The organism is Nocardioides conyzicola (assembly GCF_039543825.1).
GTDB classification, from domain to species: Bacteria; Actinomycetota; Actinomycetes; order Propionibacteriales; family Nocardioidaceae; genus Nocardioides; species Nocardioides conyzicola.
The window spans coordinates 184,051-209,510 of the sequence record NZ_BAABKM010000002.1; the positions used below are offsets into that span (position 1 = coordinate 184,051).

25 protein-coding genes are annotated in these 25,460 nt (G+C 72.2%); 11 read left to right on the plus strand and 14 right to left on the minus strand.

All coding sequences use genetic code 11. The annotated features are described in order from the left end of the window. Nucleotides 1-3: 3 nt before the first annotated feature. Together ABEA34_RS03845 and ABEA34_RS03850 are read right to left on the minus strand one after the other, a co-directional pair. Complete coding sequence (locus ABEA34_RS03845; RefSeq protein ID WP_345519453.1) at nt 4-1,812, minus strand: 3-hydroxyacyl-CoA dehydrogenase family protein; 1,809 nt, start codon at nt 1,810-1,812, stop codon at nt 4-6. A gap of 60 nt (nt 1,813-1,872) precedes the next feature. Then, nucleotides 1,873-2,259 (minus strand): VOC family protein, encoded by a 387-nt coding sequence (locus tag ABEA34_RS03850; RefSeq protein ID WP_345519455.1) that lies wholly within the window; start codon nt 2,257-2,259, stop codon nt 1,873-1,875. Nucleotides 2,260-2,283: 24 nt separating this feature from the next. Here ABEA34_RS03850 and nucS point away from each other — a divergent pair, with 24 nt between their 5' ends. From nucS to ABEA34_RS03870, 4 genes are all read left to right on the plus strand, one after another. Continuing rightward, the gene (gene nucS, locus ABEA34_RS03855) at nt 2,284-2,970 is read left to right on the plus strand and encodes an endonuclease NucS (protein ID WP_345519457.1); all 687 of its coding nucleotides are present in this window, start codon (nt 2,284-2,286) and stop codon (nt 2,968-2,970) included. Between the two features lie 139 nt (nt 2,971-3,109). Then, complete coding sequence (locus ABEA34_RS03860) at nt 3,110-4,333, plus strand: putative glycoside hydrolase (RefSeq protein WP_345519459.1); 1,224 nt, start codon at nt 3,110-3,112, stop codon at nt 4,331-4,333. A 32-nt stretch (nt 4,334-4,365) separates the two neighbouring features. Beyond that, nucleotides 4,366-5,103 carry a class I SAM-dependent DNA methyltransferase gene (locus ABEA34_RS03865; protein WP_345519461.1) on the plus strand — a complete coding sequence of 246 codons (738 nt, stop codon included), beginning with the start codon at nt 4,366-4,368 and terminating at the stop codon, nt 5,101-5,103. After that, nucleotides 5,100-5,414, plus strand: a complete 315-nt coding sequence (locus tag ABEA34_RS03870; protein ID WP_345519463.1) for a DUF952 domain-containing protein — start codon at nt 5,100-5,102, stop codon at nt 5,412-5,414. Before ABEA34_RS03865 ends, ABEA34_RS03870 begins: the two co-directional genes overlap by 4 nt. On the opposite strand, the gene ABEA34_RS03875 is transcribed toward ABEA34_RS03870, so the two are convergent. After that, nucleotides 5,401-6,855, minus strand: coding sequence for a PAS domain S-box protein (locus tag ABEA34_RS03875; RefSeq protein ID WP_345519465.1), 1,455 nt, complete (start codon nt 6,853-6,855; stop codon nt 5,401-5,403). The genes ABEA34_RS03870 and ABEA34_RS03875 overlap by 14 nt on opposite strands. A gap of 28 nt (nt 6,856-6,883) precedes the next feature. Then, nucleotides 6,884-7,798, minus strand: coding sequence for an FAD-dependent oxidoreductase (locus ABEA34_RS03880; protein WP_345519467.1), 915 nt, complete (start codon nt 7,796-7,798; stop codon nt 6,884-6,886). 78 nt (nt 7,799-7,876) lie between these two features. Here ABEA34_RS03880 and ABEA34_RS03885 point away from each other — a divergent pair, with 78 nt between their 5' ends. Continuing rightward, on the plus strand, nt 7,877-8,896 hold the full coding sequence (locus ABEA34_RS03885) for an alpha/beta fold hydrolase (protein ID WP_345519469.1): 1,020 nt from the start codon (nt 7,877-7,879) through the stop codon (nt 8,894-8,896). Nucleotide 8,897: 1 nt separating this feature from the next. Here the strand turns inward: ABEA34_RS03885 and ABEA34_RS03890 are convergent, their stop codons facing one another. Next, complete coding sequence (locus tag ABEA34_RS03890) at nt 8,898-9,422, minus strand: ferritin (RefSeq protein WP_345519471.1); 525 nt, start codon at nt 9,420-9,422, stop codon at nt 8,898-8,900. Between the two features lie 36 nt (nt 9,423-9,458). Then, a complete protein-coding gene (locus tag ABEA34_RS03895) occupies nt 9,459-9,650 on the minus strand; it encodes a hypothetical protein (protein ID WP_345519473.1) in 192 nt (63 codons plus the stop codon). Between the two features lie 82 nt (nt 9,651-9,732). On the opposite strand from ABEA34_RS03895, the gene ABEA34_RS03900 reads away from it, so the two are divergent. From ABEA34_RS03900 to ABEA34_RS03915, 4 genes are read left to right on the plus strand one after another with little or no spacing between them, the layout of a single operon-like run. Further along, nucleotides 9,733-10,242, plus strand: a complete 510-nt coding sequence (locus tag ABEA34_RS03900; protein ID WP_345519475.1) for a PadR family transcriptional regulator — start codon at nt 9,733-9,735, stop codon at nt 10,240-10,242. Beyond that, nucleotides 10,239-10,922 (plus strand): ABC transporter ATP-binding protein, encoded by a 684-nt coding sequence (locus ABEA34_RS03905; protein WP_345519477.1) that lies wholly within the window; start codon nt 10,239-10,241, stop codon nt 10,920-10,922. The genes ABEA34_RS03900 and ABEA34_RS03905 overlap by 4 nt, the downstream gene beginning before the upstream one ends. Beyond that, nucleotides 10,919-12,763 carry an FtsX-like permease family protein gene (locus tag ABEA34_RS03910; RefSeq protein ID WP_345519479.1) on the plus strand — a complete coding sequence of 615 codons (1,845 nt, stop codon included), beginning with the start codon at nt 10,919-10,921 and terminating at the stop codon, nt 12,761-12,763. The genes ABEA34_RS03905 and ABEA34_RS03910 overlap by 4 nt, the downstream gene beginning before the upstream one ends. A gap of 55 nt (nt 12,764-12,818) precedes the next feature. Continuing rightward, nucleotides 12,819-13,142: a hypothetical protein gene (locus ABEA34_RS03915; protein ID WP_345519481.1), complete on the plus strand. Its 324-nt coding sequence runs from the start codon at nt 12,819-12,821 to the stop codon at nt 13,140-13,142. 6 nt (nt 13,143-13,148) lie between these two features. Here the strand turns inward: ABEA34_RS03915 and ABEA34_RS03920 are convergent, their stop codons facing one another. From ABEA34_RS03920 to ABEA34_RS03930, 3 genes are all read right to left on the minus strand, one after another. Continuing rightward, on the minus strand, nt 13,149-15,182 hold the full coding sequence (locus ABEA34_RS03920; RefSeq protein ID WP_345519483.1) for a protein meaA: 2,034 nt from the start codon (nt 15,180-15,182) through the stop codon (nt 13,149-13,151). 73 nt (nt 15,183-15,255) lie between these two features. Then, nucleotides 15,256-15,564, minus strand: a complete 309-nt coding sequence (locus ABEA34_RS03925) for an STAS domain-containing protein (RefSeq protein WP_345519485.1) — start codon at nt 15,562-15,564, stop codon at nt 15,256-15,258. Between the two features lie 92 nt (nt 15,565-15,656). After that, nucleotides 15,657-16,241, minus strand: a complete 585-nt coding sequence (locus tag ABEA34_RS03930) for a hypothetical protein (protein WP_345519487.1) — start codon at nt 16,239-16,241, stop codon at nt 15,657-15,659. A 45-nt stretch (nt 16,242-16,286) separates the two neighbouring features. Here ABEA34_RS03930 and ABEA34_RS03935 point away from each other — a divergent pair, with 45 nt between their 5' ends. Then, a complete protein-coding gene (locus tag ABEA34_RS03935) occupies nt 16,287-16,862 on the plus strand; it encodes a cob(I)yrinic acid a,c-diamide adenosyltransferase (RefSeq protein WP_345519489.1) in 576 nt (191 codons plus the stop codon). Here the strand turns inward: ABEA34_RS03935 and ABEA34_RS03940 are convergent. Both ABEA34_RS03940 and ABEA34_RS03945 read right to left on the minus strand, forming a co-directional pair. Next, nucleotides 16,859-18,031, minus strand: a complete 1,173-nt coding sequence (locus ABEA34_RS03940) for an MFS transporter (RefSeq protein ID WP_345519491.1) — start codon at nt 18,029-18,031, stop codon at nt 16,859-16,861. The genes ABEA34_RS03935 and ABEA34_RS03940 overlap by 4 nt on opposite strands. A 75-nt stretch (nt 18,032-18,106) precedes the next feature. After that, on the minus strand, nt 18,107-21,454 hold the full coding sequence (locus tag ABEA34_RS03945) for an ATP-binding protein (RefSeq protein ID WP_345519493.1): 3,348 nt from the start codon (nt 21,452-21,454) through the stop codon (nt 18,107-18,109). A 117-nt stretch (nt 21,455-21,571) separates the two neighbouring features. Between ABEA34_RS03945 and ABEA34_RS03950 the strand changes: the two genes are divergently transcribed. Next, nucleotides 21,572-23,005, plus strand: a complete 1,434-nt coding sequence (locus tag ABEA34_RS03950; protein WP_345519495.1) for an FAD-binding oxidoreductase — start codon at nt 21,572-21,574, stop codon at nt 23,003-23,005. Between the two features lie 80 nt (nt 23,006-23,085). On the opposite strand, the gene ABEA34_RS03955 is transcribed toward ABEA34_RS03950, so the two are convergent. The 3 genes from ABEA34_RS03955 to atpD all read right to left on the minus strand — a co-directional run bounded on the left by ABEA34_RS03955 (nt 23,086) and on the right by atpD (nt 25,455). Beyond that, the gene (locus tag ABEA34_RS03955) at nt 23,086-23,538 is read right to left on the minus strand and encodes a DUF2550 domain-containing protein (RefSeq protein WP_345519497.1); all 453 of its coding nucleotides are present in this window, start codon (nt 23,536-23,538) and stop codon (nt 23,086-23,088) included. Nucleotides 23,539-23,611: 73 nt separating this feature from the next. Beyond that, nucleotides 23,612-24,001 carry a F0F1 ATP synthase subunit epsilon gene (locus ABEA34_RS03960; RefSeq protein WP_345519498.1) on the minus strand — a complete coding sequence of 130 codons (390 nt, stop codon included), beginning with the start codon at nt 23,999-24,001 and terminating at the stop codon, nt 23,612-23,614. After that, complete coding sequence (gene atpD / locus ABEA34_RS03965) at nt 24,001-25,455, minus strand: F0F1 ATP synthase subunit beta (RefSeq protein WP_345519500.1); 1,455 nt, start codon at nt 25,453-25,455, stop codon at nt 24,001-24,003. The genes ABEA34_RS03960 and atpD overlap by 1 nt, the downstream gene beginning before the upstream one ends. Nucleotides 25,456-25,460 lie beyond the last annotated feature (5 nt).

A 25,460-nucleotide genomic window follows, 5' to 3' on the forward strand; every position in this document is an offset into this window, starting at 1 on the left:
ACGTCAGCGCTGGCTGTAGTCCCGGAACCCGCGCTTGGTCTTGCGGCCCAGGTAGCCCGCGGTGACCAGGTGCTCGAGCAGCGGGGCTGGCGCGAAGCCCGGCTCGCGGAACTCCAGGTAGAGCTCGCGCTGGATCGCCAGCGACACGTCGTTGCCGACCACGTCGAGCAGCTCGAAGGGACCCATCGGGAGCGCACAGCCCTGCTTCATGGCCGTGTCGATGTCGTCGGCGGTGGCGTAGTGCGCCTCGAGCATCCGGACCGCGTCGTTGAGGTAGGGGAAGAGCAGCGCGTTGACGATGAAGCCGGCGCGGTCGTTGCACGAGACCCCGACCTTGCCGATCTTCGCGACCAGCGCGCGGGTCGTCTCGGTGACGGCGTCGTCGGTCGAGACGGTCGAGACCACCTCGACCAGCTTCATGATCGGGGCGGGGTTGAAGAAGTGCATGCCGATCACGTCCTGCGGGCGCGAGGTCGCCTGCGCACAGGCGATGATCGGCAGGCTCGACGTGGTGGTCGCGAGGATCGCGCCAGGCTTGCAGATGTCGTCGAGGTTCTCGAAGAGCGTCGTCTTGATCGCGAGGTCCTCGGCGATCGCCTCCACGACGATGTCGACGGATCGGAGGTCCTCGAGCGACGTGGACCCGGTCAGCCGACCGAGCACCTCCGCCTTGGCCTCCTCGGTCGAGCGGCCGCGCTGGATCTGCTTGTCGAAGCTCTTGGTGATCGCGGCGACGACGCCGTCCACCTTGTCGGCCGAGCGGCCGACGTACAGCACGTCGTATCCGCTCTTGGCGAAGACCTCGACGATGCCGGTCGCCATGGTGCCGGTGCCGACGACGCCGACCTGCTGGATGTCGTGGCGCAGCTCCGGCTTCTCGTCGGCGGACGGCGTCCGGTCGTCGGCGACGACGGTCGGGCTGTCGGGCGCCTCGTAGGTGTAGAAGCCGCGGCCGGTCTTGCGGCCCAGCCAGCCGGCGGTGACCATCTGCTTGAGGATCGGCGACGGCGCGTGCAGGCGGTCGCGGCCCTGGCGGTACATCGTCTCGAGGATCTCGTACGCCGTGTCCAGGCCGATCAGGTCCAGCAGCGCCAGCGGACCCATCGGGTAGCCGCAGCCGAAGCGCATGGCCGCGTCGATGTCCTCGCGGGTGGCGTAGCGGCCCTCGTACATCGAGACCGCGTGGTTGAGGTAGCCGAAGAGCAGGGTGTTGGCGATGAAGCCGGCCTTGTCACCGCAGACGACCGGGGTCTTGCCGAGGTCGGCCATCAGCGTCTTGACGTCCTCGAGCACCTGGTCCTCGGTGACGACGGTGCGCACGATCTCCACCAGCTGCTGCACCGGGGCCGGGTTGAAGAAGTGCACGCCGATGACCCGTCCGGGCGAGGAGTTGGCGGTCGAGATCTCGGTGACCGAGAGGCTCGAGGTGTTGGTGGCGAGGATCGTGTCCGGCCCGACGATCGCGTCGAGCTGCCGGAAGAGCGCCTTCTTGGTCTCCAGCGACTCGACGACGGCCTCGACGACCAGGTCGGCCGCGGCCAGGTCGTCCATCGACGTGCTGAACGTGATCCGCCCCAGCAGCTCGGCCTGCTCGGCCTCGGTCATCTTCTCGCGCTTCACGGCGCGGGTCGTCGAGTGCTCGAGGTACTGGCGGCCGCGGTCCAGCGCATCGGTGTCCTTCTCCACGCCGACGACGGCGTACCCGGTGCGGGCGAAGACCTCGGCGATGCCGGCACCCATGGTGCCGAGGCCGATGACGCCGATCGTGGTGAAGGTGCGGGACTCTGGAGCCGTGGCGGCAGGAGAGGTCATGCGGCGCATCGTGGCACGCCACCAGCGGGCTGGCTATGGCGTAGTTCACTCACCAGTAACTTAACGATCCAATCGCTGCACGAGCTTGAGCAGGTGACCCGCGGGGTCGCGGACCCACGCGAACCGGAGCCGTCCGTCGGGCGAGTCGACCGGGCCGTCCGCCTCGGTCCCTCCGGCCGCCCGCGCCGCGCCGTACGCCGCCTCGACGTCGTCGCACCAGAACACCAGCTCGGTCGAGCGCCGGTCGGGTGCCACGTCGAGGCCGTAGTCGTTGCCCGCCGCCGCCGACGCGAGCCCGATGGTGAACCCCGGTCCGACGACCTCGACCATGACCGGCGCGCCGGTGGCCGGCGTACGGAAGCGTTCGGCGCAGCCGAGCCGGCGGTAGAACGCGGCACAGTCCTCGACGTCGTCGCAGTACAGGTTGACCTGGGCGCCTGTGAACATGTCGCCACTGTAGATTCGTCGCCCGTGAGACTCGTCGTAGCAACGTGCCAGGTCGACTACGCGGGACGGCTGACCGCCCACCTCCCGTTGGCCACCCGGGTCCTGATGATCAAGGCCGACGGCTCGGTGCTCGTGCACTCCGACGGCGGGTCCTACAAGCCGCTCAACTGGATGTCGCCGCCGTGCACCCTGCGCGAGGGCGTCACCGAGGACGGCCAGGTCGAGTGGACCGTCACCAACCCCAAGACCGACGACACGCTGCGGATCCTGCTCACCGAGATCTTCAGCGACTCGAGCCACGTCCTCGGCATCGACCCCGGCCTGCAGAAGGACGGCGTCGAGAAGCATCTCCAGGAGCTGCTCGCCGAGCACCCGGCGACCCTCTCCCCCGGCCTGACGCTGGTCCGCCGTGAGTTCCCGACCGCGATCGGCCCGGTCGACCTGATGTGCCGCGACGAGGCCGGCGCCTCCGTCGCCGTCGAGATCAAGCGTCGCGGCGACATCGACGGCGTCGAGCAGCTCACCCGCTACCTCGAGCTGCTCAACCGCGACCCGCTGCTCACCGGCAACGGCGCCGTCCGCGGCATCTTCGCCGCCCAGGAGATCAAGCCGCAGGCCCGCGTGCTCGCCACCGACCGCGGTATCGCCTGCGCGGTCGTCGACTACGACGCCCTCCGGGGCCTGGACGACCCGAGCCACCGCCTCTTCTGACCCAGTCAGGCACAGTCAGATGGCCTATACCGCCTGACTCCTGCGGCGCGCACAGTAAAGACATGCGCACCTCCCTCACATCGGACGCCTGTCGTCCGATGCTTACGTCGGTCACTGCCGACGTCCTCGGAGGGCATTCGTGAGCAACCGCCCGGTCCGCCGCACCGCCGCACGCGTGGCGGGAGCCGTCGTGCTGCTCGCGGCTTCCGTCGCCACCTCGGGCTCGGCGGCGGGCGTCGACCCGCCGGCCACGACCGCCCGGGTGGGCTCCCCGACGTGGTCGTCGGGCAACGGCGTCCTGACCCTGGACTGGGGCGACCTCGACAAGACCCCGCAAGCGAGCCGGGGCGACGTCGTCGTGATGCAGTCCTGGGAGTTCCCCCGCATCCCGGCGCTGCGCCGGCAGCACCCCGGCGTCACGATCCTGATGTACAAGGACGTCTCAGCGGTGGTGAAGGAGGCCGAGTCCACCACCGGCCGCTTCCCCGCCGGCATGGGCTACGGCTGGGTGGCCAGGCATCACCCGTCGTGGCTGCTGCACGACAGCGTCGGCGCGATCATCGAGTGGTCGGACTGGCGCGGCCTCTACCCGATCAACATCGCCAACAGCGCCTACCAGCGGACCTGGTCGAGGAACGTCCTCGCCGAGCTGCGGGAGCACCAGTGGGACGGGGTGATGATGGACGACGTCCTGACGATCCTCAGCCACGACACCGTCGGCGGCCGGGTCTCGACGCGGATCCCCGACGACGAGGCCCAGTACGCCGCCACCGCGTCGTTCCTGTCGCGCGTGGCGCCCCAGGTCCGCCGCGCCGGCTACCTGGCCGTCCCCAACCTCTCGGTCGAGTGGGACAACTGGAGGACGACGCTGGCGGACTGGACGCCGTACGTCTCCGGCTGGGTGAACGAGCACTTCACCAACTGGCCCGGCAGCTCGGACCGCTTCGTCGGGGCGGACTGGCGGTGGAAGTTCCACGCCGCCCGCTGGCTGGCCGCCCGCGACATCCCCCTCATCGCGGTCAGCTACGGCTCCGCCACCGATCGGGTCGGCCAGACCTACCACCGAGCCACCTGGCTGCTGTCGTGGAACGGGCGCACCGGCGCGAGCGTCTACGTGCCCGACGAGCCCTCGTCCAGCCACTGGCTGCCGGCCGCCACCCGGAGCATCGGGCGACCCGTCGGCCCAGCGGTGCGGGCGGCCGACGGCACCTGGACCCGCCGGTTCAGCCACGGGATCGTCGCGGTGAACCCGACCGCGTCGGCCCGACCGGTCGCGCTCCGCGGCACCTACACGCGCGCAGAGCGCCGCGTGCGCGCCGTACGGCTGGCTCCGACGACCGCCGTGATCCTGGATAACCGGTAGCCCGCACCGGGCGCACCGGCCACGATGACCGGGTGCCTCACAACTACTTCGACACCGACGTCGCTGCGACGTACGACGAGGGCTCGCCCGAGATGTTCGCACCGGAGGTGCTGGGGCCGACGGTCGACCTGCTCGCCGAGCTCGCCGACGGCAGGCCGGCGCTCGAGCTGGCCGTCGGGACCGGCCGGGTGGCGCTTCCGCTGAGCGAGCGCGTGCCCGTCCACGGCATCGAGCTGTCCGCGGCGATGGTCGCGCAGCTGCGGGCCAAGCCGGGCGCCGACCGGGTCGAGGTGACGATCGGCGACATGACCAGCACCCGGGTCGAGGGTCGGTTCGGACTGGCCTACCTGGTGTTCAACACGATCGGCAACGTGACCACGCAGGACGACCAGGTGCGCTGCTTCGAGACCGCCGCCGCCCACCTCGAGCCGGGCGGGCTGTTCGTGGTGGAGAACGGCATCCCGGTCCTGCGCCGGCTGCCGGACGGCGAGCGGTTCAGCGTCTTCCACCACACCGACGAGCACGTCGGGGTCGACGAGTACGACACGGCCACCCAGCTGATGTGGTCGCACCACTACTCCTCCGACGACGGAGGCGCGACGTACCGCCGCACCAGCGTGCCGTTCCGCTACGTGTGGCCGGCCGAGCTCGACCTGATGGCCCGGATCGCCGGGATGCGGCTGCGCGAGCGCTGGGCCGACTGGGACCGATCACCGTTCACCTCGACGTCCCCCAAGCACGTGTCGGTCTGGGAGAAGATCAGCGGGTGAGGATCTTCCACATCGCGACCCTGGCCGACTGGACCGACGCCCAGGCGTCCGGCGCCTACACGACGTCCACCGTCGGCGTCACCCTCGAGGAGGAGGGCTTCCTCCACGCCAGCCGCGCCGACCAGTGGGAGGGGGTGCGCGCCCGCTACTACGCCGACATCGACGAGCCGCTGGTGCTGCTCGAGATCGACACCGACCTGCTCGACGTGCCCGTCGTCGAGGAGCTGCCAGCGCCGGGAGCGACCGAGACCTTCCCGCACGTGTACGGCGCGCTCGACCCGGCCGCCGTCGTGACGGTCACGCGCCTGTAGCGTCCGCCCGCTCGTGCGGCAGCGCGACCCGCACCACGGTGCCGACGCCGAGCTCGCTCTGCAGGTCGATCCAGCCGCCGTGGGCCTCGACGATCGCCCGCGCGATCGGCAGGCCGAGGCCGGCGCCCTGCACCTGCTCGGCGACCGCGCGCGGCGAGCGGTAGAGCCGCTCGAAGAGGCGCTCCTTCTCCTCGGGCGTCACCCCGATGCCTGTGTCCCGGACCTCGATCACCCCCATCGCCCCGTGGTCGGCGATGCCGACGTCGACCCGGCCGCCGGCGCGGGTGAACTTCACGGCGTTCGAGACCACGTTCTCGAGCACCTGGACCACGCGGCCGTAGTCGCCCACCACCGGCGGCGCCTCGCCGCCGACGAAGGTGAGGGCCACCCCCCGCTCCCGGGCACGCAGCCGCTGGTCCTCGACGACGCGGTCGCACACCTGACGCAGGTCGATCGACTCCCGGACCATCCGCAGCCGGTCGTCCTCGAGGAAGGCCATGGTGAGCAGGTCGTTGACCAGCTGCAGCTCCCGGGACGCGTTGCGCTCGATGACCGCGAGCAGCTTGCGCGCCCGCCGGCTCAGGTCCAGCTCGTCGAGGTCGGACATCAGCTCGGCGTACCCGATGATCGACGTCAGCGGGGTCCGGAGCTCGTGCGAGACCGTGGCGATCACGTCGTCGCGCAGTCGCTGGGACTCGGCCTCGATCCGCATGCGCTCGCTGACGTCGCGCAGCGCCACCGAGACCAGCACCCCCTCGTCGGTCTGGAGCGGGGACATCGACACCTCGACCGGCACGCTGCGACCGTCCTGGTGGCGGACGTCGGCGCCGGCGTTGGCCTGCATCGGGCGCGGCTCGGGGGCCTGGAGGTACTCGGCGAACCACGACCCGTCGGAGTCCCGGCGCTCCTCGGTCGCGAGCAGCGTGATCGACTGCCCGACCAGGTCGCGCGGCTGGTAGCCGAAGACCTCGGTGACCTGGTTGTTCACCAGGACGATCGTGCTGGACGAGTCGATGATGACCATCGGGTCCGGTGCCGCGTCGAGGAGAGCGCGGAAGCGCTCCTCGTCCTTGATCCGGGCGGTAATGTCCCGCACCGTCGCGGACACGAACTTGTGGCCGTCGACGTCGATCGGGGCCAGCGAGATCTCGGCGGGAAACTCCGTGCCGTCGTGGCGCACGGCGGCCAGCCGGAGCAGCCCCATCGGGCGGGGGTTCGCGGAGGCCCCGTAGCCCTTGCGCCGCTTCGGGTGGCTGCCGCGGACCCCCAGCGGCACCAGCACGTCGACCGACTCGCCCACCAGAGCGTCCGGCTCGCAGCCGAAGACGGTGCGGCACTGGGCGTTGGCCAGCACGATGAGGCCCGCGTCGTCCACGATGACCACGGCATCCGGCGCGGCCTCGAAGACTCCGCGGAAAAGCTCTCCCGCGTGCAGTTCCACGCGCTGACACTAGCGGGTAGATGACGCTTCAACGTTCAACGAGCGACACGACCTCGTCGGCGACGCCCCAGCTGAGCGTCACCCCGGCACCGCCGTGGCCGTAGCAGTGGACCACGTCGCCGACGCGCTCGAGCCGGACCGCGGGCCGCACCGGCCGCAGCCCGACCTTGTGCTGCAGCACCCGCGCACGGCGCAGCTCCGGCACCAGCCGCGCCGCGCGGGCGAGGATCCGGGTCGCCGTCTCCGGCGACGGCGTCCGGCTCCAGTCGCCCTCGATGTCGGTGCCGCCCACGACGACGTCGCGCTCGCGCGGCACGACGTACGTCGGCCCGAGCGAGTCCAGCCACCAGCGCTCCAGCCCGAACTGCTCCACGACCACGACCTGTCCCCGCACCGGCACGACGGTCCGGTCGGCGCCGAGGAGCCGAGCCCCGAGCCCCGAGCAGTTCACGACGAGGCCGGCGGTCGGGAGCCCCGACAGGTTGAGCCGGGTGATCGTCCCCCCGAGCTGCTCGACCCGGCCGGCGAGCCAGCCCAGGTAGACGCTCATGTCGACGACGGGCGTGGTGAACGACCAGCCGGCCGCCCAGCCGTCCGGCACGTCGTCCGTGTTCGCCAGGGTCGGTACGGCGGAGCGCCACCACGGGTCCGGCTGACGCGTGGCCAGCACCTCGGTGCCGGGCAGCAGCCGCACGCCACCCTCGGGGTCCGTGTCGGCCAGCGCGTCGAAGACGGCGTACGACGTCCGCGCCCATGCCGTCACGCGCTCCTGCGGGAGGGCCCGGTAGGGGTACCAGATCGCGGCCGCGACGGCGGAGGTCGTCTCCCGCGGCAGGTCCCGGGCGACGACGTCCACGCGGACGCCGGCCTCGAGCAGGCGGACCGCGCAGGTCAGGCCGATGACGCCGGCCCCGACCACGATCACCCGCTCGGCGGCACCCATGGGTGAAGTGTGGCCCACGGCGCGGTGCGGACAACGTCACATTCCGTCGCCCCGCGCTATTGACGTAGGTTCAACAGCGTGAGGCTGACCATTCTCGGAGTCCTGACCGCACTGTCCGCCACGCTGCTCGTCCCCGCCGTGGGATCACCGGCGACCGCCGCTCGCCCGCAGGTCGTGTCCCGATCCGTCGTCTTCGACGTCGAGAACACCAACGCGACCGCGGCGGTCTGCCTGCCCGACAACCGGTCCTACCGGCTGCGCGGACGGCTCGTCGGACCTCGTCGGGCGATCGAGGGCCGCAGCGGGGCGATCCGGGTCAACGTGCTGGTCCACGACGCGGGCACCGGCGGCTGGTTCTGGCGCCTGCCCGGGCACCCCGGCTACGACTACGCCCGCCGCCTGGCCCAGCACGGCGAGACCTCGCTGGTCCTCGACCGGCTCGGGTACGGCGCCAACGCCAGCGACGCGAGCAGCTGCCTGGGGGCGCAGGCCGACATGCTCCACCAGGTCGTCCAGCACCTGCGGTCGGGGCGCTACGACTTCGTCGACCGACACCTCGGTGGCACGCCGCCCGCGGCCCGCGTCGTCACCCACGGGCACGGCGTCGGCGCCGCGATCGCCCAGGTCGAGGCGGCCACCTTCGACGACGTCGCCGGCCTGGTCCTCATGTCCTGGACCGACCGGCCCGGGACCGGCGTCGCCCGGGACGCGCTCGGGGACCAGACGGCGGCCTGCCTGACCGGCGTCGCCTCGGCCCCGGCTGCCTCCGCGGCGGCCTTCCGCCACCAGCTCTTCGCCGCGGCGCCGGCCCGCGTCCAGCGGAGGGCGGCCGCACTCCGCGCCGCGGTGCCCTGCGGGGAGGTCACCAGCCGCGCCCCGATGGTGCTGGCCTCGGGCCTCGGCGCCGGGCAGGTGGACGCACCGGTGCTGCTGCTCTACGGCAGCAAGGACGCGCTCACCCGGCCGGCCGCGCGCAGCACCCAGGCCTCGGCGTACCCCACGAAGGTCACGACCCGCACCTTCGCCGGTGCCGGCAACGCGCTCCCGCTGGAGCGGCCGGCCCAGGTGGGCGCGACCGTGCGGCGCTGGCTGCGGTAGGTCAGGCCCCGGCCTGGCGGGGGGCGGTCGGGTCCACGCCCTCGCCGCCCTGCTCACGGGCGACGTACTCCTCGATGTCCTCGACGTCGTCGAGGTTGCGCTTCACCACGGCCAGCAGGTCACTCATCGTGGCGACCTCCTCGACCTGCTCCTTGATGAACCACTGCATGAACTGCTCGGAGGCGAAGTCGAACTCCTCGCGCGCGATCCGCAGCAACCCGTTGATCTGGTCGGTGACCCGCTTCTCCTGCTCCAGCGCGAGCTCGACCGGGCCGACGACGTCGGCGAAGTCGTTGACCGGCGCGTCGACGGCTGGGATCGTCACGGCGCTGTCGGTGTCGAGGAGGTACTGGATCATCATCGCGGCGTGCGCGCGCTCCTCGAGCGCCTGGCCGTAGAAGAACGCCGCCATCTGCGGCATCGTCAGCGCGTCGAAGTAGACGGCGCAGGCGAGGTACTGGTTGTGAGCGGCGAGCTCGTTGCCCACCTGGACGTTGAGCTGGTCGACGAAGCGGGGTGCAGCCACGGGAGGACTCTATCGGTCGAGGGCGGGTGGCGGCGCTCAGGCAGCCTTGGCGAGCTTCTTCTTGGTGACCTTCTTGCCGTCGACGGTCACGAGCTTGCGCTTCTTGACCGTGTACCCCTCGGGCAGGGTGCCTTCCTTCAGCATCCGCAGCGGACAGCGTCCGCACTTGGACTTCGACACGCAGCACTCCGTCTTCGGGAGCTTGCGGACCTTGGACTTCTTCGGCACGACGGGAACGGTAGCACGAAGATAAGGGCAGGCTTACCTCAACGTGATGCGTCTCTATTCAATGTGTGTATAGTGCAGCCGCATGAGCGCCGCACTCCCCCTCCTGGCCCTGCTCGAGCAGGAGCCCGCCCACGGCTACACCCTCAAGCAGCGGTACGACGACCGCTTCGCCCGCTCCCGTCCGCTCGCGTTCGGCCAGGTGTACGCCGCCCTCTCCCGCTTCGAGAGGAAGGGCTGGGCCGAGGTCACCGAGGTCGAGGTCGTCGACGGCCCGGAGCGCAAGCGCTACCGGATCACCCCGGACGGCGTCGAGCAGGTGACCGCCTGGGTCTACGCGCCCCAACAACCACCGGAGTTCGCGATGAGCAACCTCTACACCCGGGTGAGCGTGGCCCTCACCTCCGGGCGGTCCGCCGACGACGTGCTCGACCAGCAGCGCGTCCAGCACCTGGCCCGGATGCGCGAGCTCACCTCCCAGCGCAAGCACGCCGACGTGGCCGAGCAGCTCGCCATCACCTACGAGCTGGCCCACCTCGACGCCGACCTGCGGTGGATCGAGGAGGCCGGGACCCGGCTGGAGGAGCTCCGATGAGGCTCGGACCGGCCGTCCTGGAGGCCCGCTCCCTCACGGTGAGCTACGGCGAGACGAGGGCCGTCGACGCGGTCGACCTGGCCCTCCGGCCCGGGTCGCGCACCGCGATCATGGGGCCCTCGGGGTCCGGCAAGTCGACGCTGGTCCACGCGCTGGCCGGGGTCGTCCGACCGGACGCGGGCGAGGTCTGGTTCGAGGACGAGCGACTCGACCAGCTGAGCGAGGCCGAGCGGAGCCGGCGGCGACTGTCCCGGATGGGCATGGTCTTCCAGTTCGGCGACCTCGTGCCCGAGCTGACCGTGGTCGAGAACGTGATGCTGCCGCTGCAGGTGCTCGGCGAGAAGGCGCGACCGGCCCGGGCCCGGGCCCTCGAGATGCTCGACGCCCTGGGCGTGGCCGACCTCGCGGACCGGCGTACGGGCACCGTGTCCGGAGGCCAGGTCCAGCGCGCCGCGGTCGCGCGATCACTCGTGCACGGACCCTCGGTGGTGCTGGCCGACGAGCCCACGGGGGCGCTCGACAGCCTCACCGCCGAGCAGGTCCTGGACACGATGGTCGCGGTCACCTCCGCGGCGGGGGCGGCGCTGGTCGTGGTGACGCACGACCACGTCGTCGCCTCGCACCTCGACGACCTGGTCGTGGTCCGCGACGGCCGGGTCGCCGAGGCAGCGGTCGCGTGACCTCGCTCCTGCTCGGGCTGCGGCTGTCGGTCACGCCGGCGGCGCGGCTGCGGACGGCCCTGCTCGCGCTCGCCGCCGCGACCGGCTCGACGATCCTGCTCGTCACGTTCGCCGCCGGCCACCACCAGCTGGTCACGGCCACGTCGTACCAGGCCGAGATGCCGCGGCTCGTGCTGGTGATCGTCACCGTGGTCGCGCTGCCCTGCACCGTGCTCGTGGCGACGGTCGCCCGGCTCTCGGCGTCGGTGCGCGACCGGCGGCTGGCCAACCTGCGGCTGATCGGGCTCAGCCCCAACCAGACTCGCCTGGTCGGCACCGGCGAGGCCGGTGGGGCCGCGGTCGTCGGCACCCTCCTCGGCTGGGGCCTCTTCTGGCTGGTCCGGCCGCTGCTGCTCGGGCACTCCCCCGCCGGCGCGGCCTGGGGCGACTTCTTCGCGCCCACGGTCCGCGACCAGGTGCTGGTCGTCGTCGGGGTCCCCGCGGTCGCGATCCTGGCGAGCGTGCTCCCGGCCCGGTCCTCGGTCGGCGACGCGCTGGCCCGCAGCCGGCGCGCCGACCGGCGTCCGCCCGGCTGGTGGCGCCTGCTGCCCCTCGCCGTCGGTGGCGCGCTGTGCCTCGTCGTCGTCGCGTCCGGCCCCCACGACGACGACATCTCCGACGGCCTGACCGCCGCGCTCTTCGGGGGGATCGTGCTGACCGCCGTCGGCATGCTGCTGGTGCTGCCGGTGCTGGTGCGCCTGCTGACACGACTGACGTCCGGCCGCGCCCTGGGCCCGGCCCAGCGCATCGCCGTACGACGCCTCGAGGCGCAGCCGGCCGGCGTCGCCCGGATCATCGGGGCGCTGCTGATCGGGCTGTTCCTCGCCACCGGCGCCCGCTTCGTGCTGGTCGCCTTCGAGAGCACCGACGAGTACGCCCAGGCCGCGCGCAACCACGACGTCGAGCAGCGGGTCGAGGTCGTCACCAACGAACGGCACGTCGACACCGTCCTCGCCGGGCTGATGCGGACCGACGGGGTGAGCGGCGCTGTCGACCTGCCGATGCTCCACAACAACCGGCTGGGCATGGAGGCGGTGGTCGCCACCTGCGCCCAGCTCGCCGCCGCCGCTCCGGAGATCACGGGCTGTCGCGACGGCGAGCCGATGTGGCTGCACGACCACTCCGGGATAGACGAGACCGGCACGGTCGCCTGGCGCACCGGCGACGTGCACGGGCGCCGCGTGGCCACGACCGACCTCGCGCTCGTGTCGACCAGCGTCGAGCAGCCGTCGTACGACGCACTGTCGCCGGTGTACGCCGACGTCATCATCCCGCCGACGATGGTCGCCCCGCTCCCGCCGGACGCCTGGCACAGCGTGCTGGTGGTCGGCCCACCCGGCCCGGACCTGGCCAGCCGGCTGGCGGACCTCGGCTACGCCCCCAGCTACTTCGGGACCGAGGACTACGAGTTCGTCGCGACCATGCGCTCGGTGATCTGGATCGTCGCGGGGGTCGTGCTGGGCGTCGGCCTGCTCGCACTCACCGTGTCCGCGATCGACCGGGCCGTGCAGCGCCGCAAGGAGGTCGTCGCCCTGCAGCTGGTGGGTCTCGGTCGTGGCGTGATCCGGCGGGCGCAGGCCCTGGAGACCGCCGTACCGGTCACCGTCGGCGCCGTCCTCGCGGTGGGTCTCGGGTCGCTGGCCGGCGCGACGTACCTGAGCGTCGACGACTCGACCACCATCCCCTGGGCGCAGAGCCTGGTGCTGGCTGCGGTCGCCGTCGTCGGAGGCCTCGGGGTCGCGGCGGTCACCATGGTCGCCGCCGCTCCACGGCTGCGCGCCGAGGAGATCCGTGCGGAGTGACCGCGGCGGACGGACCCCTGTGTTTGTGGGCCCGACCGTCGGGCATCACCCTCACGTGACCACCACTCCGACGCCGGCACCCGTCCCGACCACCGCACCGTCCTCGGCGTCGAGCGCGGTTGCCGGTGTCCTCTTCGGTCTCGCCGTCGTCCTGGGCGTCGTGGCCGTCGTCTACCTGGCGCTGGTGCTGAGCGACGTGCCCAACTCCACCGTCGTCTGCGGCAACTCCGACAGCAGCATGGGCGAGTGCCTGCTCGCCAGCCAGATCAGCCGCACCGAGAGGATCGAGGCCTGGTCGATGGGCCTGAGCCTGATGGCCGGAGCGGCCGCCTCCGTGGCCGCGGGCGTCGTGTCGCTGGTGGTCCTGCGCCGCCGCTGAACGGGCTCAGTCGAGCCCGTTGGCCTCGCGGATCACGTCGACGATCCCGCCCATGATCTCGGTGAGCCCGTAGTCCTTGGGCGTGTAGACGGCGGCGACGCCGAGCTCCCGCAGCCGCCGGCCGTCGGAGTCCGGGATGATCCCGCCGACGATCACGGGGACGTCGCCGACCCCGGCTGCGCGCAGCCCGTCGAGGACGTCGGGCACCAGCTGCATGTGCGAGCCGGACAGGATCGAGAGGCCGATGCAGTGCACGTCCTCGGCGACCGCCGCCGAGACGATCTGCTCGGGCGTCAGCCGGATGCCCTGGTAGATCACCTCGAACCCCGCGTCCCGGGCACGTACGGCGACCTGCTCGGCGCCGTTGGAGTGACCGTCCAGACCGGGCTTGCCCACCAGCAGCCGCAGCCGGCCACCGAGCTCGTCGCCGGTCTCCTGCACGCGGCGGCGTACGGCGGTCAGCTCCTCGCCCGCGGACCCGCCCATCGACAGCGACCCAACGGCGCCGGCGACACCGGTCGGCCCGCGGTACTCGCCGAAGACCTCGCGCAGCGCTCCGGCCCACTCGCCGGTCGTCGCCCCGGCGCGCGCGGCGGCCAGGGTCGGGCCCATGAGGTTGGTGTCGGTCTTGGCGGCCGCGGCGAGCGCGGCGAGCGCCTCGGCGACCGCGGCGTCGCCGCGCTGGGCCTTCCACGCCTCGACGCTGGCGAGCGCGGTCTTCTCGGCCTCGGGGTCGGCGGCCATGATCGCGCCGTCCAGGTCGGCGGTCAGCGGCGACGGCGCGGTGGTCTCGTACTTGTTGACGCCCACGATCACCTCCTCGCCGGACTCGATCCGCGAGCGACGTACGGCGTGCGAGGAGACGAGCTCCTGCTTCATGTACTCGACCGCCGCGATCGCCCCGCCCATCGCCTGGACCCGGTCGATCTCGGCCCGAGCGCCCTCGACGAGCTCGGCGACCTTGGCCTCGATGACGTGGGAGCCCTCGAAGATGTCGTCGTACTCGAGCAGGTCGGACTCGAAGGCCAGCACCTGCTGGAGCCGCAGGGACCACTGCTGGTCCCAGGGCCGGGGCAGGCCGAGGGCCTCGTTCCAGGCCGGGAGCTGCACGGCGCGGGCGCGGGCGTCCTTGGACAGCGTGACGCCGAGCATCTCGAGGACGATGCGCTGGACGTTGTTCTCCGGCTGGGCCTCGGTGAGGCCGAGCGAGTTGACCTGGACGCCGTACCGGAACCGGCGCATCTTCGGGTCCTGGACGCCGTACCTCTCCCGAGTGATCTCGTCCCAGAGCCGGACGAAGGCGCGCATCTTGCACGTCTCCTCGATGAACCTGACCCCGGCGTTGACGAAGAAGGAGATCCGCCCGACGACCTTCTCGAAGTCGTCGGCGGAGACCTGGCCGGAGTCCTTGACGGCATCGAGCACGGCGATCGCGGTGCTCAGCGCGAAGGCGAGCTCCTGCGTCGGGGTCGCGCCGGCCTCCTGCAGGTGGTAGCTGCAGATGTTGATCGGGTTCCACTTCGGGATCTGGTGGACCGTGTAGGAGATGACGTCGGCGATCAGCCGCATCGAGTGCTCGGGCGGGAACGCGTAGGTCCCGCGGGAGAGGTACTCCTTAATGATGTCGTTCTGAGTGGTGCCGGCCAGCAGGGCGGCGACCTCCTCCGGCGAGCGGTCCGGGTTCTGCTCCTCCGCCACCACCTGGTACATCGCCAGCAGCCACATGGCGGTGGCGTTGATGGTCATCGAGGTGTTCATCTCGGCGAGCGGGATGTCCTCGAAGAGGCGGCGCATCTCACCGAGGTGCGGGACGGGTACGCCGACCTTGCCGACCTCGCCGCGCGCGAGCGGCGAGTCCGGGTCGTAGCCGGTCTGGGTCGGCAGGTCGAAGGCGACCGAGAGGCCGGTCTGGCCCTTGGCGAGGTTGGTCCGGTACAGCTCGTTGGACGCCGCGGCCGTCGAGTGCCCGGAGTAGGTGCGCATCAGCCACGGCCGGTCTTTGGCGTGGCTCGCTGCGGGGTGGGACTGGGCGTCGCTCATGGACCGAGAGTAGGACGACGGCTACCGATTGGTAACCGCTCGCGCGTGTGGCTTATCCGACATGCCCGCCTGGTCAGGCGGACGCGGCGACGCGCTCCACCTCGACCACGCGGATCAGCCGGGTGAGGTGCAGCATCCGGCGTACGGACGGACCGCAGCCGCGCAGCGTGAGGTGGTGCCCGGCGCGGGCCGCCTGCCGGGTGGCGACCGCGAGCACCTTGAGTGCGGTCATGTCGATGGTGGTCACCTCGGTGAGGTCGATGACGACGTCCTCGTCGTGGCCCTGCAGGTGCTCGTAGATGGCGTTGCGGACCTCCCACGTGCTGCGCACGTCGAAGTCACCGCTGAGGAGGATGGTCGGACCGTCGGTCAGGATCTCCATCGGTGTGCCCCGTTCTCGGGACCCCCGTCCCGATCAGCCAGTGCTTGGCCTGTCACTCACTATGACGCGCACAACACCCATTTGGTTGCCTCTCATCCCGAACTTTCCCGTCGTGTCGCGTCCGTTGCTGCCGCGGCGGCCGTGCCCACGGCGATCAGGGCCATGCCGGCGACCCCCTCGGGAGCGAAGATGTGGCCGACGTGGACGAGCCAGGCGCCCGGCAGGAGGACCAGCGCCACCGCCCCGACGGCGCCGTTGCGACGGACCTGGTCGACGACGACCAGGGCGCAGGTGAGGAGCAGCGCCCAGGACCCGATCTCGCCGAGCGGCGTGCCGATCCGGAAGAGCAGGCGCACCGGCTCGGGCCGCGGGACGCCGGGGCCGAGCTCGTGCGTGACGTAGCCAGCGGCGACCCCGCTGATCACGTCGAGCGCCGTGTAGAACGTCGCGTAGACGTACGCCGCCAGCCGGACCGCCCACGCCAGCGGATCGGTGCGGGTCCGGACGAGCGCGGCGAGCGCGACTCCGACCAGGGGGAACGCCAGCAGCCCCGGAAGGTGCAGCGTGAACCAGCGGTACGACGTGTCGTAGGACAGGTGGTGCGGGTGGAAGAGGCCGGCCACCGCCAGCGCGAGGGCGGGCAGGGCGAGCAGGAGCGGTTGTGCGAAACGTCGCATGCCCGTCGAGGCTACGTCGTGCCGCCCGCCGCTACCGTGGGCCCCATGGTCAACCTCACCCGGATCTACACGCGCACCGGCGACGCCGGGGAGACCCGTCTCGGCGACATGAGCGTCACCACGAAGACCGACCCCCGGCTCGCGGCGTACGCCGACGTCGACGAGGCCAACGCCCACCTCGGGCTCGCGCTCGCCCAGGGGGCGCTCGAGCCGGACGTCGTCACGCTGCTGACCCGGGTGCAGAACGACCTCTTCGACGTCGGCGCCGACTTCTGCACGCCCGTGGTGGCCGAGCCGGAGTACCCGCCGCTGCGCATCGAGCAGGAGTACGTTGACCGGCTCGAGGCGTGGTGCGACCAGTACAACGAGGACCTGCCCAAGCTGCGGTCCTTCATCCTCAACGGCGGCACCGAGGGCGCCGCCCTGCTCCACGTCGCGCGCACCGTCGTACGCCGGGCGGAGCGGTCGGCCTGGGCGGCGTACGAGGTCCACGGTGGGTCGATGAACGTGCTGGCGATCATGTACCTCAACCGGCTCTCCGACCTGCTCTTCATCCTCGCCCGGCACGCCAACCGCGAGGCCGGCGACGTGCTGTGGGTGCCGGGGGGCGAGCGGGACTAGGCAGCGACCTCTTCGACCGCCGGCTTCGGCGGTCGGGCCGCGAACACCGTGAGGGCGGCGGGGATCATCAGCCCGGCGATCACGAGCAGCGTCTCCAGCGTGCCGATGTGGTCGGCGAGCAGGCCGAGCAGCGGCGGGCCGGCCAGGAAGGCGGTGTAGCCGATGGTGGAGACCACGCTGACCCGGCGCGCGGCCCGCAGCGGGTCGTCGGCCGCGGCGCTCATGCCGACGGGGAAGCCGAGCGACGCGCCCAGGCCCCAGACCACGATGCCCAGCCCGACCAGGACCACGTTGCCGCCGAAGACGACGAGCACGATCCCGACGAAGGCGGCCGCGGCGGAGCCCCACAGCACCGGCGCCCGGCCGTAGCGGTCCAGGAAGACGGGGCCGGTCAGCCGCCCGACGAACATCGAGCTGACGAAGACGGTGAAGCCGGCGACGCCGACCCAGTGGCGGACGTCGTACCCGTCGATGAGCGCCAGCGAGAGCCAGTCGTTGGCGGCGCCCTCGGAGAGCGCGAACGCCAGCACCATCACGCCGATGGCGAGGGTGCGCGGCTCGCGCCAGGGCGAGCCGGCGACGGCCTGCCGGTCCTCGTGGGTGATCGTCGGAGGCAGGTACGCCGCCGCGGAGCGCCAGGCGAGCAGCGCGGCGAGGACGGCGAACCCCGGGACGTGGAGCACCAGCGGCGCGTGCAGCGCCGCCATCGGGATGCCGATCGCCGCACCGGTGAAGGAGCCGATGCTCCAGCCGGCGTGGAAGCGCGGCATCATCGTGCGCCCGAAGCGGCGCTCGACCTCGGCCGCCTCGACGTTCATCGAGACGTCCCAGACCGCGATGCCGACGCCGTCGACGAAGAAGCCGACCACCGTGAGCGCGACCAGGTCGGTCGCGACACCGGTCATCGCGACCAGCAGCCCGGACGCGACCAGGATCGCGCCGAGCCGGGTCACGGAGGTGGCGCCGATCCGGTCGATCAGCCGTCCGCTCAGCGGCAGCGCGATGACCGAGCCGACGGAGATCGCGAGCAGCAGCAGGCCGAGCGAGCCGTTGTCGAGCTCCAGCCCGCTGCGGATGTCAGGCAGCCGCGAGACCATCGTGGCGAAGCAGAACCCGTTGAGCGCGAAGCTGAAGGCGACCGCGTTGCGGGTGCGGAGGAGGGACGACACCGGACCAGAATTCCGGATCGGACGGGCATCTCCAAACCCTCTTCTTGACCGGTCCAGAACGTGGACAGGGAGCCGTCAGAAGTCGTGCGTACGGCGCACCTCGCGCAGCCAGTCGGCGAAGAGCGGGATGCCCCACTCGTCGGCCAGCGCGAGGGCGTCGTCGGCGTGCCGGCCGGCCAGCTCGCGCTCCCCCACGGCGGCCGCGGCGAGCGCCAGGTACGCGTCGATCGGCCCCAGCGCGAGGTCCGACCCGGCGCAGCACGACGTCCCGGCGTACGGCGCGAGGAGGTCGTAGGCGCCGGCGGCCACGTCGCGCTCGCCGAGGTAGAGCGCGAGCTCCGCGCCGTGGCACCACGACAGCAGCGAGATGTCGTTGACCCGGTCGAGGGGCGCCCCGTGGTCGGCGAAGTAGGCACGCGCGCGGTCGTGCTCGCCCGCCCGCCACAGGTAGACGGCGAGGCTCGCCGAGAACGGGAACGGCGTCTGGTCGAACTGCTCCAGCACCGGGACCATCTCCAGCGAACGCCCCTGCCAGAGCCGCATCGACAGCAGCGAGCTCAGCACCGACTCGTCGGCGTTGGTGTGCGAGATCTGGCCGGCGAGCTGACGGGTGTGCTCGACCAGCCGGTCGCACTCGTCGAACCTCCCGGCCATCGCGTGCCACGGGACGACGATCCCGTTGAGGACCGTCTCGCCGAAGACGATCCGCAGCCGCTCCGCCTCGGCGCGGGCGAGGTCGACCGCGTCGAACAGCTCCGTGGTCCGCCCCAGCTCGCTGAGCACCGCGGCGCGCAGGCACGCCGAGACCACGAAGCTGCGCTCGCGTCCGGTCGCGCGGGCGAGCTCGAGCGACTCGCCGACGAGCGCGAGCCGCTCGGTGGCGGTCTGCGGCAGCCACAGGGACACGAAGACGGTCTGGCAGGCGTCCAGCAGCAGGTCCGGGTCGTCGAGCCGTCGGGCCATGGCCAGGCCCTCATCGCACAGGGCGCGCCTCTCCTCGTACGTCGCGGCGTCCTGGATCTCGTTGGCGAGCGCGAGCATCGACCGGCAGCGCAGCTCGCTGTCGGCCGCCGGCAGGCGGTCCAGGCTGCCGCGCAGCGCACCGACGACGGTCTCGTTGGTCGCCCCCGGCGGTCCCGACCGCCACAGCACGCCCGTGGTCGTCGCGATCGCGGCCCGGGCGACCGCCTCCGGGTCGCGCAGCTGCTTGCCGACCGCGATCGCCTCCTCGACCGCGCCGACGAGCTCGGGCAGCCGCGCCGCCCAGCGGTACTCCTCGATCAGCGCCATCAGCACGGCGTACCGCTCGGCCGGACCGGTGGCCGCGTCGCCGTCGAGCGACGTCAGGGCGTCGCGCAGCAGCTCGGCCGCCTGGTCGTAGGCGTAGTAGCGGCGAGCCAGGCGAGCCGCCTCCACGCAGGCGCGCCAAGCGCGGTCGGCGTACGACGGACCCGCCTCGCGCCAGTGCCGCGCCACCTCCGTCTCGCGGCCGGGGGCGCCCTGGAGCGCCTCGGCCGCCCGGGCGTGGGCCCGCGCGCGACGGCTGACCCTCATCCCCGCGCGCAGGGTGTCGCGGACCAGCGCGTGGGAGAAGAAGTAGTGGTCGATGCCGTCCTCGCGGACCAGGCCGGCGGCCTGGGCGGGCTCGACCACGTCGAGCAGGTCGTCCTCGTCGATGCCGGTCACCGCCGCGAGGGTCGGGGTGTCGAAGCTGCGGCCCAGCACGGCCGCCGCCCGCAGCGCGCCGACGGTCTGCTCGGGCAGTCGGAGCAGGCGGCGGTTGAGCACGTCGGCGACGGCGGTCGGGACGCCGTCGTCCGGGACGCCGGGCGCGGCCCGCTCCCCTGCCAGCCGGGCGAACTCCACGAGGAAGAAGGGGTTGCCGTCCGTGCGGGTGACCAGCTCGTCGGCCTGCCGGTCGCTGAGCTCTCGCCGGGTGACGCCCTCGAAGACGGCCGCCGCCTCGGTGGCGGGGAGGCCGGTCAGCTCGATGCGCAGCGCGTGCATCCGGGCGAGACCCTCCGCGAGGTCGGCGAGCGCACCGGTGGGCTCGGGGTGCGGCCGCCAGGTGCCGAGCACCAGCAGACGGGCGGCGTCCACCGACTCCACCAGCCGCCGCAGCACCCGCAGCGTCGAGGTGTCGGCCCAGTGCAGGTCGTCGAGGACCACCAGCAGCGGCTCCGCCTGCGCCGCGTCCCGGATGCCGGCGACGATGCGCTCCCACGCCCGGAACTGGGCACCGTCGTCGGCCGGACCGACGTCGGCCGCGTCGTCGGCGAGCACGCTCATGCCGATCCCCTCCAGCACCGTCTTCCACGGCCAGAGCGGTGGCGCCCCGTCGTCCTGGGAGCACCGGCCGACCAGGGCCCGGACCCCGCGGCGCCGGGCCTCGGCGACGAGCTCCGCGGCCAGACGGGACTTGCCGATGCCGGGGTCGCCCGTGAGCACGGCGTACGACGGGAGGCCCGACTGCGCCCGGTCGACCAGGGCCACCAGCGCGGCCAGGTCGGCGTCGCGACCGACCATCGGCCAGGGTGCGACCGGCTCCTCGACGACCGGCGCGGTCGGCTCGGTGGCGGGGACCGGGGGCGTCGGCACGGGAGCGGCGTCCTCGACCGGGGCGACCCACTCGAGGTCGCGGTCCTGCCGGAGGACGGCGGTCTGCAGGCCGCGCAGCTCGGCCGACGGCTCGAGCCCCAGCTCCTCGTCCAGGATGGTGCGGACCCGGGCGAGCACCTCGAGCGCCTGCGCCTGGCGACCGCTCCGGGTCAGGGCGACCGCCCACAGAGCCCACAGGCGCTCGCGCAGCGGGTGGGCGGCGGTCAGGGCCTCCAGCTCGGCCGCGATGGTCGCGTGCCGGCCGAGGGCCAGCTCGACGACGGCCCGGTCCTCGAGCGCCACCAGGCGCAGCTCGTCGAGACGGGCCCGCTCGGCCACGGCCGCGTCGGCGTCACCGAGCTCGGTGTACGGGACCCCGCGCCACGTGCCGAGCGCCCCGTCCAGCCGGTCGGTGAGGTCGCGGAGCGTCGCGGCCGGGAGGGGCGTCGGACCCCAGGGCGGGTGCGGCTGCAGGGCGCGGTGCACCTCGGCGACCTCCCGCTCGAACCGGGTGGCATCGATCGCCTCGTCGGGCACGCGCAGCGCGTAGCCGGGCGCCACGGTGACCAGGACGGTCGCGGGTGCCCGACGCTGCCGGTCCGGCTCCAACACCCGGCGCAGCTGGGAGACGTAGGCCTGCAGCGTGGCGGTCACCCCGGGGGGCGCCTGGTCCTCCCAGAGCAGGTCCACGATGCTGTCGACCGAGACCGGCCACCCGCGCGAGAGCGCGAGCGCGGCGACGAGGGCGCGCTGCTTCGGCGTCCCGAGGTCGACGGGGGCGCCGGCGAGGGACACCTCGACGGGGCCGAGCACGGACACCTCCACGGCGGCAGCGTATTGCGCGGCCACCGGCCGGCGCTCCCAGTCGGCTCAAAGTCGACTCCAAGTCACCGGCGCCATGGTCGTCCCACCGATCGAAGCACCCACACAGGAGTCATCACCATGACCGTCGAGCTCAACGCCGACCAGCGCACCGCCACCCCCCAGCCCGCCGCCCACGCTCTCCGTGGCCTGATCGGCGGCCGGGTCCACCTGCCCGGTGACGCCGGGTACGACGCCGCCCGTCTGCCCTGGAACGTCGCCGTCGACCAGCGCCCCGCCGCCGTCGCCGTACCGCGGTCCGCGGCGGAGGTCGCCACCGTCGTCCGGATCGCCGGCGAGGCCGGCCTCCGGGTCGCGCCGCAGAGCACCGGCCACAACGCCGGCCCGCTCGCGGCCCAGGGCCTCGACGACGTCGTCATCATCCGCACCTCCGAGATGAGCACCGCGATCGCCGACCCGGTCCGCGGCATCGTCCGGGTCGAGGGCGGCGCCATCTGGGAGCCCGCGGTGGACGCCGCGGCCGCCCACGGCCAGGCCGTCCTGCACGGCTCCTCCCCCGACGTCGGGATCGCCGGCTACAGCCTCGGCGGTGGCATCGGGTGGTACGCCCGCCAGCACGGCCTCGCCTGCAACAGCATCACCGCGGTGGAGATCGTGCTCGCCGACGGCGAGCTGGTGCGCGCCGACGCCCACACCAACGCCGAGCTCTTCTGGGCCGTGCGCGGTGGCGGCGGCAGCTTCGGCGTCGTGACCGCCATCGAGCTCAAGATGTACGACATCGCGACGGCGTACGCCGGCATGCTGATGTGGCGGCTCGCCGACATCGAGCCGGTCCTGCGCGAGTGGGCCGCCTGGGCGCCGACCGCGCCCGACGAGGTCACCACGTCGTTCCGCGCGATGCGGCTGCCCCCGATGCCCGAGCTGCCGGACTTCCTCCGCGGCCAGGAGCTGGTCGTCATCGACGGTGCCGTCCTCGGCTCCGACGAGCGCGGCGAGGAGCTGCTCGCCGGCCTGCGCGCCCTGAACCCGTTCATGGACACGTTCGCTCGGGTGCCGGCGAAGTCGCTGGTCCGCCTGCACATGGACCCCGAGGGCGGCGCACCCTTCGCGTCCGACTCGGCGATGCTCGGGGCGTTCCCGGACGCCGCCGTCGACGCCTTCCTGGCCGAGGCCGGCCCGGACGCCCAGACCTCGCTGCTGATGGCCGAGCTCCGCCAGCTCGGCGGCGCCCTCGGGCGCTCGGCCGAGGGCAGCGGCGTGCTGTCCCGCCTCGACGCGGAGTTCGTCAGCTTCGCCGGTGGCATCGCGGCCACCCCGGAGATGGGCGCCCAGGCGCACGCCGACGCGGTCCGCTTCACCGAGGCGCTGGCGCCGTTCGCCAACGGCCGGGAGTACCTCAACTTCGCCGAGAACCCCGTGGACACCCGCGCGGCGTACGGCGCCGACGTGTGGACCCAGCTGACCGGCATCCGCAGCGCCGTCGACCCGCACGGCGTCTTCGCCGCCAACCACCCGGTGCCGCGCCTCTTCGAGAACGGAGCCCCCACCAGCTGACCCAAGCCGAGTCGGCGCCAGATTGCACTCGAGTCGGCGTCAGATTGCAGCAAACGCTGCAATCTGGCGCCGACTCGGCGTTATTGACGGGGGCCGCGGGTCCAGTCGGTGCCGGGCGGGCCGGACTCGAGCCAGGACTGGAAGCCCATCAGCGAGGCGGGCGACATGGCCAGCTCGATCAGGCCGTCCGGGGTGGAGCAGGACAGCACCACGTGCTCGGGGTAGAGGGACATCTGCTCCGAGCCCTCGGGCGCCCGGCTGTCGAGGTAGGTGACCTCGGAGCGTTGCAGGACCCGCTTGGGTCCGGGCCACAGCGAGAAGTAGCGGAACCACTGCAGGGACTCACCGGAGTAGCGACCGAGCCCGAGAAGCCAACCGCGCCCGGCATGTTCCTGCCGGACGCGGTAGCTGAGCTCGAACGTGCCGCCGTTGCGGGACAGCAGGCGCCGGCGGACGATCAGGCCGATGCCGTAGAACAGGACCAGGACGAGCAGCGCACCAGCGGCGTCGAGAAGCCACTGCCACACCGGCATCCATGACCTCCTGATCGCTCCGTCACCGTGGAATGCTCACCCTAGCGGCACCCCGTGACGGACCGAACGCGGGTCAGGAAGCCTTCTCGGCCGCCCGGATCCGGACCTCGGCGCGCTTCGCGCGCTCCTCGCCCTCGTCACCCTCGGACTGGGCCGACTCCAGCTCGGCCCGCGCCGCCGCCACATCGATCTCGTGGGACAGCGCGGCGAACTGGCTCAGGATCGAGACCCGGTTGTTGGCGACCGAGAGGAACCCGCCGTCGACGGCGGCGTACATCCGCTCACCGTCGACGGGGACGATCTCGACGACCCCGTCGACCAGCAGGGAGAGCACCGGCATGTGGTTGCGCAGCACACCGATGTCACCCTCCGCGGTCTTGGCGACGACCATCGTGGCCTGACCGGACCACACGGTCCGGTCGGCCGCGACGAGCTCGACCTGCAGCTGGTCGTTGTCCGCCATCAGAGGTTCTTCTGGATCTCGGCCCACTTCTTCTCGACGTCGTCCAGACCGCCGCACATGAAGAAGGCCTGCTCGGCGACGTGGTCGTAGTCGCCGTCCGCGATCTTGTTGAACGCCTCGATGGTGTCGCCGATCGGCACCGTCGAGCCCTCGAGGCCGGTGAACTGCTTGGCCACGTAGGTGTTCTGCGACAGGAACCGCTGGATCCGGCGAGCCCGAGACACGATGATCCGGTCCTCTTCGGAGAGCTCGTCGACACCGAGGATCGCGATGATGTCCTGGAGCTCCTTGTTGCGCTGCAGGATCTGCTTGACGCGGATCGCGCAGTCGTAGTGAGCCTGCCCGATGTACTGGGCGTCCAGGATCCGCGAGGTCGACGTCAGCGGGTCGACCGCCGGGTAGATGCCCTGCGACGCGATGTCGCGGGACAGCTCGGTGGTCGCGTCGAGGTGCGCGAACGTCGCCGCCGGTGCCGGGTCGGTGTAGTCGTCGGCCGGCACGTAGATCGCCTGCAGCGAGGTGATCGAGTGACCACGCGTCGAGGTGATCCGCTCCTGGAGCGTGCCCATCTCGTCGGCGAGGTTGGGCTGGTAGCCCACGGCGGACGGCATCCGGCCGAGCAGGGTGGACACCTCGGAGCCGGCCTGGGTGAACCGGAAGATGTTGTCGATGAAGAGCAGCACGTCCTGGTTCTGCACGTCGCGGAAGTACTCCGCCATCGTGAGCGCCGACAGCGCGACCCGCAGGCGGGTGCCCGGCGGCTCGTCCATCTGGCCGAAGACGAGGGCGGTCTGGCCGATGACGCCGGCCTCCTCCATCTCGACGATGAGGTCGTTGCCCTCACGGGTGCGCTCGCCGACGCCGGCGAACACCGACACACCACCGTGGTCGCGCGCGACCCGGGCGATCATCTCCTGGATCAGCACGGTCTTGCCGACACCGGCACCACCGAACAGGCCGATCTTGCCGCCGAGGACGTACGGCGCGAGCAGGTCGATGACCTTGATGCCGGTCTCGAACATCTGCGTCTTGGACTCGAGCTGGTCGAACGCCGGCGCCTTGCGGTGGATGCCCCAGCGCTCGGTGGTCTCGAGGCTCTGGCCCTCCTCGAGGTTGAGGCACTCGCCCAGGGTGTTGAACACCTTGCCCAGGGTGTCGTTGCCGACGGGGACCGTGATCGGGCCGCCGGTGTCGGTCACCTGCGCACCGCGGACCAGGCCGTCGGTGGGCTGCAGCGAGATGGCGCGGACCATGCCGTCGCCGATGTGCTGGGCGACCTCGAGCGACAGGGTCTTGGTCTCGCCGCCCAGGGTCAGCTCGGTCTCGAGCTTGTTGTACATCTCGGGCATCGAGTCCGCGGGGAACTCGATGTCGACGACCGGGCCGATGACCCGGGCGATACGGCCGACTCCAGCCGAGCCGGTCTCCGTGGTCTCTTCAACAGTGGCAGTCATGTCTC